The 7767-nt window shown below is 69.2% G+C and carries 11 protein-coding genes, 1 tRNA gene and 1 riboswitch; of the genes, 6 read left to right on the top strand and 6 right to left on the bottom strand.

Features of this window, described 5'->3' with window-relative positions; translation table 11 throughout:
- The first annotated feature begins 175 nt into the window (after nt 1-175).
- The 3 genes from rph (at nt 176) to rdgB (ending at nt 2139) form a co-directional block, all read left to right on the top strand.
- Nucleotides 176-913: a ribonuclease PH gene (rph, locus tag ACWD3D_RS30195; protein WP_451463935.1), complete on the top strand. Its 738-nt coding sequence runs from the start codon at nt 176-178 to the stop codon at nt 911-913.
- A 171-nt stretch (nt 914-1084) separates the two neighbouring features.
- Complete coding sequence (locus tag ACWD3D_RS30190; RefSeq protein WP_451463934.1) at nt 1085-1474, top strand: hypothetical protein; 390 nt, start codon at nt 1085-1087, stop codon at nt 1472-1474.
- A 62-nt stretch (nt 1475-1536) separates the two neighbouring features.
- The gene (rdgB, locus tag ACWD3D_RS30185; protein ID WP_387374912.1) at nt 1537-2139 is read left to right on the top strand and encodes an RdgB/HAM1 family non-canonical purine NTP pyrophosphatase; all 603 of its coding nucleotides are present in this window, start codon (nt 1537-1539) and stop codon (nt 2137-2139) included.
- Nucleotides 2140-2197: 58 nt separating this feature from the next.
- On the opposite strand, the gene ACWD3D_RS30180 is transcribed toward rdgB, so the two are convergent.
- The 5 genes from ACWD3D_RS30180 to bcp form a co-directional block, all read right to left on the bottom strand.
- Nucleotides 2198-2282, bottom strand: a tRNA-Leu gene (locus ACWD3D_RS30180).
- Nucleotides 2283-2377: 95 nt separating this feature from the next.
- The gene (locus tag ACWD3D_RS30175) at nt 2378-3031 is read right to left on the bottom strand and encodes an HNH endonuclease (protein ID WP_451463933.1); all 654 of its coding nucleotides are present in this window, start codon (nt 3029-3031) and stop codon (nt 2378-2380) included.
- A complete protein-coding gene (locus ACWD3D_RS30170) occupies nt 3028-3711 on the bottom strand; it encodes an HNH endonuclease signature motif containing protein (RefSeq protein ID WP_451463932.1) in 684 nt (227 codons plus the stop codon). Before ACWD3D_RS30170 ends, ACWD3D_RS30175 begins: the two co-directional genes overlap by 4 nt.
- 161 nt (nt 3712-3872) lie before the next feature.
- Nucleotides 3873-5369, bottom strand: a complete 1497-nt coding sequence (proP, locus tag ACWD3D_RS30165; RefSeq protein ID WP_451463931.1) for a glycine betaine/L-proline transporter ProP — start codon at nt 5367-5369, stop codon at nt 3873-3875.
- A gap of 152 nt (nt 5370-5521) precedes the next feature.
- Nucleotides 5522-5989, bottom strand: coding sequence for a thioredoxin-dependent thiol peroxidase (gene bcp, locus ACWD3D_RS30160; protein WP_451463930.1), 468 nt, complete (start codon nt 5987-5989; stop codon nt 5522-5524).
- 128 nt (nt 5990-6117) lie between these two features.
- Between bcp and ACWD3D_RS30155 the strand changes: the two genes are divergently transcribed.
- The 3 genes from ACWD3D_RS30155 to ACWD3D_RS30145 all read left to right on the top strand — a co-directional run bounded on the left by ACWD3D_RS30155 (nt 6118) and on the right by ACWD3D_RS30145 (nt 7451).
- The gene (locus tag ACWD3D_RS30155; RefSeq protein ID WP_451463929.1) at nt 6118-6456 is read left to right on the top strand and encodes a DUF3618 domain-containing protein; all 339 of its coding nucleotides are present in this window, start codon (nt 6118-6120) and stop codon (nt 6454-6456) included.
- Nucleotides 6457-6630: 174 nt separating this feature from the next.
- The gene (locus ACWD3D_RS30150) at nt 6631-6972 is read left to right on the top strand and encodes a GroES family chaperonin (protein ID WP_387375875.1); all 342 of its coding nucleotides are present in this window, start codon (nt 6631-6633) and stop codon (nt 6970-6972) included.
- Nucleotides 6973-7025: 53 nt separating this feature from the next.
- Nucleotides 7026-7091, top strand: a riboswitch (guanidine-III (ykkC-III) riboswitch).
- A gap of 39 nt (nt 7092-7130) precedes the next feature.
- Entirely contained in the window at nt 7131-7451 is a 321-nt protein-coding gene (locus tag ACWD3D_RS30145) for a DMT family transporter (RefSeq protein WP_328721466.1), read from the top strand.
- Nucleotides 7452-7512: 61 nt separating this feature from the next.
- Here ACWD3D_RS30145 and ACWD3D_RS30140 read toward each other — a convergent pair.
- The coding region (locus tag ACWD3D_RS30140) for a hypothetical protein (RefSeq protein WP_451463928.1) at nt 7513-7767 on the bottom strand (255 nt) is incomplete at its 5' end.

The raw sequence follows: 7767 nt of genomic DNA, 5'->3' as shown, positions 1-7767 counted from the left end.
CCGCACGCCGGGCAAGGGGTTCTGATGGAGATCCGCATATATGCAGTGTCGGGGCGAGGACCAGCCCGCGCCGCGCCGCCCCGCGTACCCGCCCGCGCCACGCCGCGACGACACCCGAACGGCGCCCCACCGCACCCGAACGGACCCGCCCCCGTCAACGGATAAAGTCGACGCCATGTCTCGTATCGACGGCCGCACCCCCGACCAGCTCCGCCCCGTCACCATCGAACGGGGATGGAGCAAGCACGCCGAAGGCTCCGTACTCGTCTCCTTCGGCGACACCAAAGTCCTCTGCACCGCCTCCGTCACCGAAGGCGTACCGCGCTGGCGCAAGGGCAGCGGCGAAGGCTGGGTCACCGCCGAGTACTCCATGCTCCCCCGCGCCACCAACACCCGCGGCGACCGCGAATCCGTACGCGGCAAGATCGGCGGACGCACCCACGAGATCAGCCGGCTGATCGGCCGCTCGCTGCGCGCCGTCATCGACTACAAGGCCCTCGGCGAGAACACCATCGTCCTGGACTGCGACGTCCTCCAGGCCGACGGAGGCACCCGCACCGCCGCCATCACCGGCGCCTACGTCGCCCTCGCCGACTCCATCGCCTGGGCCCAGGGCAAGAAGATCGTCAAGGCCGGCCGCAAGCCCCTCACCGGCACCGTCTCCGCCATCAGCGTCGGAATCGTCGACGGCACCCCCCTCCTCGACCTCCGCTACGAGGAGGACGTCCGCGCCGAGACCGACATGAACGTCGTCTGCACCGGAGACGGCCGCTTCGTCGAGGTCCAGGGCACCGCCGAAGCCGAGCCCTTCGACCGCAAGGAGCTCAACGCCCTCCTCGACCTCGCCACCGCCGGCTGCGCCGACCTCACCGTCTTCCAGAACGAGGCACTCGCCCGCACCCTCGGCGCGTAACTCCCACCCTTCCCCGGGTAAAGAAGCAACCAAGAACGCACCGCACAGCGTCGTCACAGACACGGGCGCACGGGTCGAACCGTGCGCCCGTCCACGCGACGACCCGTCCGTACGGCGATCCGTCCGGGTGACGGTTCGTTCGCGTGACGACCCCTGGGGAGGGACCGCACCATGGCTCTGCGCCACCACCGCCGTACCGCACTCGCCGTCGCCGCCGCAGCACTCACCCTGGCCGCGACCGCCGGATGCGACGCCGTCGACAAGGCCCTCGACTGCGTCCGCACCGCCGACGCCATCGCCACCAGCGTCGGCAACCTCCAGCAGGCCGTCTCCAACGCCTCCGGAGACGTGACCCAGGCATCCGAGTCGCTCGACCAGATCGACCAGGAACTCGGCAACCTCAAGGACACCACGGACAACGCCGACCTCGGCAAGGCCGTCGACGACCTTCGGGCCGGAGTCGACCAGGTCCGCGTCTCCATCGAGGCGGGCGACACCACCCCCGACATCGGCCCGGTCACCGACGCCGCCGGCGAGATCGGCAAGGTCTGCTCACCCTGACCCGACCGCGGCGACGCGGGGCCCGCCCCGCCGCCGCGACGGCGAAGAGCGACAATCGGTCCATGACCCGCCTGATCCTCGCCACCCGCAATGCCGGGAAAATCACCGAACTCCACGCGATCCTCGCCGACGCCGGCCTCAGCCACGAACTCGTCGGCGCGGACGCCTACCCCGAGATCCCGGACGTCAAGGAAACCGGCGTCACCTTCGCCGAGAACGCCCTCCTCAAGGCCCACGCCCTCGCGCAGGCCACCGGCCACCCCGCCATCGCCGACGACTCCGGCCTCTGCGTCGACGTCCTCGGCGGCGCCCCCGGCATCTTCTCCGCCCGCTGGGCCGGAAAGCACGGCGACGACCAGGCCAACCTCGACCTGCTCCTCGCCCAGCTCGGCGACATCGACGCCCCGCACCGCGCCGCCCACTTCGCCTGCGCCGCCGCCCTCGCCCTGCCGGACGGTACGGAGCGCGTCGTCGAAGGCCGGATGCCCGGCACCCTCCGCCGCGTCCCGGCCGGCCTGTACGGCTTCGGCTACGACCCGATCCTCCAGCCCGAGGGCGAGACCCGTACCTGCGCGGAGCTCACCCCGGCGGAGAAGAACGCGATCAGCCACCGCGGCAAGGCCTTCCGCGCGCTGGCGCCGGTGGTGCGGGAGCTGGTGGGCTGAGACGCGGACAGCAGAACGGCCTGCGCATCGATTCCTCGATGCGCAGGCCGTTCACGGGTGCGGCGGAAGGGATTCGAACCCTCAAGCCGTTTCACGGGCCACAGATCCTAAGTCTGCTGTGTCGCCAGTTGCACCACCGCCGCCAGCCGCCCGTCATCGTACGGGCGCAGAGCGAGAGCCAGCTTACTCGGCATGAACGGAGACCGGTCGGTCTGCCCCCGCGGGAACCGGGATTCGATCACGTGGCAGCCGGCCGGTTTCCTCCTCGGCACCATGTGCCCGTGATCGCATGGCAGTTGGGGCAGAGCATCCGCAGGTTTTCGGGGCGATCGTCGTAAGGGTCGCCGTTGATGTGATCGATTTCCAGTGTCATCGGCTTCCCCAGCCAGACCGCTTCCGTGCCGCACCCGGCGCAGTTCTGCGGCGTTCCCAGATCGAGCAGCGCCTGACGCAGCCGGGTCGCTCGGTTTCGCGGGCCGGTATGGCGCACGAGAACGTCCTCGGCACGCTTCCTCGGCACAGATGATGGTTTTGCACGCTGATGGGCCTGTCCCAGGAAATGGGAAGTGTCGACTCCCTGTTCCGACACCCATGTACGGAGCAGTGCGCGCTGGGTGCCGTTGTCGGGGCGTCCGAGGCGTCGCAGGGTCTCCGCGATGCTGACGGAGTGCGCGACCGCCTTGACGACCTGATCGGGGTCGGGGCGGCGGCGCCTGCCCACTGGCTGGAAATGCGAGACGTCGATGGCGAAGTGGGTGAAACGCCTCATCAGGTAACGGCCGAGTCGTTCGTACGGAGGTGTACCGAGGTGGGCGATGACTTCTTCGATGGTGTGGCACCTCGCTGCCGCGTCGGCGAGGGTCGCCCGGTCGTACGTGCGGGGTGCGCTCATCGTCCCGCCGTCGACCTGCGGGAGGGGTTCGCGCGGTCGACTCGGGAACGCTTGTTCCGGCCCCTGTACGAATCAGTGGTCGAGTGACAGTTGGGGCAGAGCATCCGGAGGTTCTCCACCCGGTTGTTCCGCCAGTTGCCGTCGATGTGGTCGATCTCCAACGGCAAAGGATGTCCCTGCCAGGTTCCTGCGGCTCCGCAACCGGTGCAGCGTTCGTCGGCCCCGAGGAGCATCAGGGCTCTCTTCAAGCGGCTGCTCTGCTCGCGGCGGGCCGTGGCGGGGTCCTGTTCGACGAGAAGCTCCTCCAGAGTGCGATGCCGTCGGCCCTTCGACGAACGTGGTGCGGAGGATTCGAAGTGGGAGGTGTCGATCCCCAGGGATTTGACGCGGCGACTGATGTGGGTGTGGTTTCCCCCCACCGCGTTCAGTCCCAGAAGCCGCAATACGCCCACCATGGTCGTCGACGCGGCGACAGCGGGTTCGAGTACCTCCTTGGTCCACCGTGTGTCCTCCCGCTCGAAGTGCGAGGTGGCGATGCCCATCCTTCTCATGCGATCCAGAAGATAGCGCCGGGACCCGCTCCAGGGCGCCAGCCCCAGACTGGTCATGGCCTGGGACATGGTCCGTGACGATGCGGCTGCCTCTGAGAGCACCCGATGCGTGTAAGGGCTGACCGCCATCTCTCTTCCTCCCCGTCCGGCCGCGCGTTCGCGGCCTCGTGCGGAGCAACGAACCGGTTATCGGATGGTCACGTCCGTTATGCGATGAGATGCGGAAGGGCCCGTACCGCTTCGGCGTTCGCCGTGAAGCGGTACGGGCCCTTCCGTACGGGAGCGGGGTGTCAGAACTTCGGGTCCGGCGACTGCGCGTGGACGAGCTCCGCCGCTTCCTCGGGGGTCTCCACCGAGGGCGGGGAGCCGTCGAGGGGCTTCTGGGCGGTTTCCTTCATGCAGGCCACCGAGATCACGCCCACCAGGGCGGCGGCCATCGCGTAGTACGCGGGCATCAGGTTGGTGCCGCTCCAACTGATCAGTGCCGTGACGACCAGGGGGGTCGTGCCGCCGAAGATCGACGCGGAGAGGTTGTAGCCGACCGAGAGGGAGCCGTACCGGACGCTCGTGGGGAAGAGGGCCGGGAGGGCGGCGGACATGGTGCCGAGCATGCAGACCAGCGAGAGGCCGAGCATCAGCAGGCCGATGACGACGGCCGGGATGCTGCCCTGCCGGATCAGCAGGAACGACGGCAGTGAGAGCACCAGGAAGCCGAGCATGCCCGTCATCAGCAGCGGCTTGCGGCCGAAGCGGTCGGAGAGCTTGCCGACCTGGCTGATGACCAGCATGAGGAGAACCATCACCACGAGCAGGACGAGCAGCCCGTGGGTCTCGGTGTAGCCGAGTTCGTCGGAGAGGTACGTCGGCATGTAGGAGAGCAGCATGTAGTCGGCGATGTTGTACGCGCCGACCAGGCAGACGCAGAGGATCAGCGTCGGCCAGTAGTCGCGGAAGATCTTGGCGAGGTCGCCCTTGGTGGTGGTCTCCACGCTGTCGGCGGCCTCGGAGGCGTGGGCGGTGCCGCCCTCCAGCTTCTGGAAGGCGGGGGTCTCGTCGAGGCGGAGCCGGAGGTAGAGACCGACCAGGCCGAGGGGGCCCGCGACGAGGAAGGGGATGCGCCAGCCCCAGCTCTCCATCTGGCCGGTGTCGAGGAGCGCGTAGAGCGCGGTGACCAGGCCTGCGGCGCCGACGTATCCGGCGAGGGTGCCGAATTCGAGGAAGCTGCCGAAGAAGCCGCGGCGCTTGTCGGGGGCGTACTCGGCGATGAAGGTCGAGGCTCCGCCGTACTCGCCGCCCGTGGAGAAGCCCTGGAGCATCCGGAAGAAGATCAGCAGTACGGGCGCCCAGACGCCGATCGTGCCGTGCGAGGGGATGAGGCCGATGGCGAAGGTGCCGATCGCCATCATGATCATGGTGAGGGCGAGGATCTTCTTGCGGCCGATCCGGTCGCCCATCGGGCCGAAGAACATGCCTCCGAGGGGCCTCACGAGGAAGGCGACGGCGAAGGTGGCGAAGGAGGAGAGCAGCTGGGTCGTGTCGTTCCCGGACGGGAAGAAGACGTGCCCCAGGGTGACGGCGAGGTAGGAGTAGATGCCGAAGTCGAACCACTCCATGGCGTTGCCGAGGGAGGCCGCCTTCACCGCGCGCTTGACGGCCCGGTCGTCGGTGACCGTGATGTCCGTGCGGCGGAGTCTGGGGTTCTGACGTGTGCGGATCGCCCGGAAGAGCGTGGGGTGGCGCCTGACCGCGTCGGGGTCGGCCGTCCGGTGGGGGTCGGTGGCCGCCATGGCCGGGTCCTTTCCTCGGAGGGTGTTCCGGGGGAGGCTTCTGTGCGGTCATGGCGGTTGCAAACCGATTCACGGGGGAATTGCGAGTTCCCTCACAGCGTCGTGACAGGTCCCTGTCCGTTTCTGCGGGTTTCGGCCGGCGCCTGCCTCTGTCAGATCTTGAGGTCCTTGATGATCTTCGCGACGTGGCCGGTGGCCCGGACGTTGTAGAAGGCGTGCTCGATCAGGCCCTCCTCGTCGACGACGAAGGTGGACCGGATGACGCCCGTCACCGTTTTGCCGTACGACTGCTTCTCGCCGTACGCGCCGTACGCCGCGAGGACCTCCTTGGAGGGGTCGCCGGCCAGGGTGACCTTGAGGTTCTCCTGCTCGCGGAACTTCGCGAGCCGCTCCGGCTTGTCGGGCGAGACGCCGATGACGTCGTACCCGGCGCCGGCCAGCAGGTCGATGTTGTCGGTGAAGTCGCAGGCCTGCTTGGTGCAACCGGGGGTAAGGGCCTTGGGGTAGAAGTAGACGATCACCTTGCGGCCCTTGTGGTCCGCGAGCGACACGTCCTTGCCGTCGGCATCCGGAAGGGTGAAGGCGGGTGCGGTGTCGCCGGACTGGAGTCGCTCGCTCATGGTTCTCCTCGGGTGGCGCGTGGGATGTACGCGACCGAGCGTAATAGGGGTGCCGCCGGGTGTGCGGGCGGTCGAGCTGACAGACTGTCGATGAAGGTTTACCGGACGACGACCACGGAGGCGGCGCAGTGTCGGATACGAGGACCCCTGCGCAGATCGAGGCGGACATCATCAGCAGGCGCGAGCAGCTGGCTGTGGTCCTCGACGAGATCGGGGTGCGGGTGCACCCGAAGACGATCATCGGTGACGCGAAGGCCATGGTCGCCGAGAAGGTGGACCGCACGGCCGGCCGCGCGTACGTCGCGGTGAATCGTTCGGTCTCGGACGTGAAGGCGCGGTTCGTGGCGGAGGACGGCTCGCCCCGGCTGGAGCGGGTGGTGCCGGTGGCGCTGCTCGCGGTCGGCGTGGTCGGTCTGCTGGTCGTGTCGACTCGGCGTGGGAAGAGCAACGGCCGTCGCCGGAGGTAGCCGGTGCGGCGACCTCCGGGGGCCCGACGCCGGAGGTGGTCGGTCCGACGGGCCCCCGAGCGGTGCCTCTCGGCCGGTCGTCACGCGGCGCGGAGGATACGCGTCGTGGCGCGTGAGCGGGTGGACGTACCCCTACGGCGTACGGGCGTCCGCCCGGCGGGTAGGTTGCGGGGCGTGAGCGACAACACCCAGGACGACAAGCTGCCCATCCGCATGCTGCACGACCGTGTGCTGGTCCGGTCCGACTCGCCGGAGGGCGAGCGCCGGTCCGGCGGCGGCATTCTGATTCCCGCGACGGCGGCGGTGGGCCGCCGGCTGTCCTGGGCCAGGGTGGTGGCGGTCGGCCAGAACGTGCGGTCGGTCGAGCCCGGGGACCGGGTGCTGTACGACCCCGAGGACCGTGCCGAGGTGGAGGTGCGGAGCGTGGCGTACGTACTGATGCGGGAGCGGGATCTGCACGCGGTGGCGGCGGACCGGTTCGAGGGCTCGGTGGATTCGACGGGGCTGTATCTGTAGTCCCCCGGCATGTTTCGGTGGAGCCCGGTGACCGCGGTCACCGGGCTCCACCGCGTTTGTTGCTACGGTGGGATCACCCGACGAGACGCGCCGTACCGGGCTGGCAAAGACGACGCAGTCCGTGTTGTTCCGTGTGTCTGTCGTCGGAGGTGGCCGTCATGGCCTGGGTTCTCTTGATCGTCGCCGGTCTGCTCGAAGTGGGCTGGTCGATCGGTATGAAGTACGCGGAGGGGTTCACCCGGCTGTGGCCGAGCGTGTTCACCGTCCTCGGGATCGTGGCCAGCATGCTGCTGCTCGCGCAGGCGGCGAAGTCACTGCCGATCGGTACGGCCTACGGCGTCTGGGTGGGGATCGGGGCCGCCGGTGCGGCGGTGCTCGGGATGGTCGTGCTGCACGAGCCGGTGACCGCCGCCCGGATCTTCTTCGTCTGTCTGCTGCTGGTGTCCGTGGTGGGGCTGAAGGCGACTTCGGGGCACTGAGCGCCTGCCGGGTCGCCTCCTGTCGGCGTCGTCCGCCGGACGACCTGACCGCCGGGCGGCGTCAGCGCCAGGCGTAGGGGAAGGCCGGGCCCCGGGCGCCTTCGACGAGACCGGCGCCGGGGTTGCCGCCGGAGCCGCCGGTGTCCGCCGTGGTGCCGCCGGTTTCTCCGCCGCCGGTCGTGGCGCCCGCGTCGGCGGCGGCTCCGGTCGCGTTGCCGGTGCCGCCGCCTCCGTTGTCCATCGATGGGGCGAAGGACAGAAGATCTGGCGGCGGGCCGAAGAACTCGGTTTCCATGCCGCCTACACGTACGACCAC

The organism is Streptomyces sp. NPDC002690, from assembly GCF_053592415.1.
The sequence above is the reverse complement of the archived record's forward strand: the minus strand, read 5'-3'. Positions and strand labels throughout refer to the sequence as shown.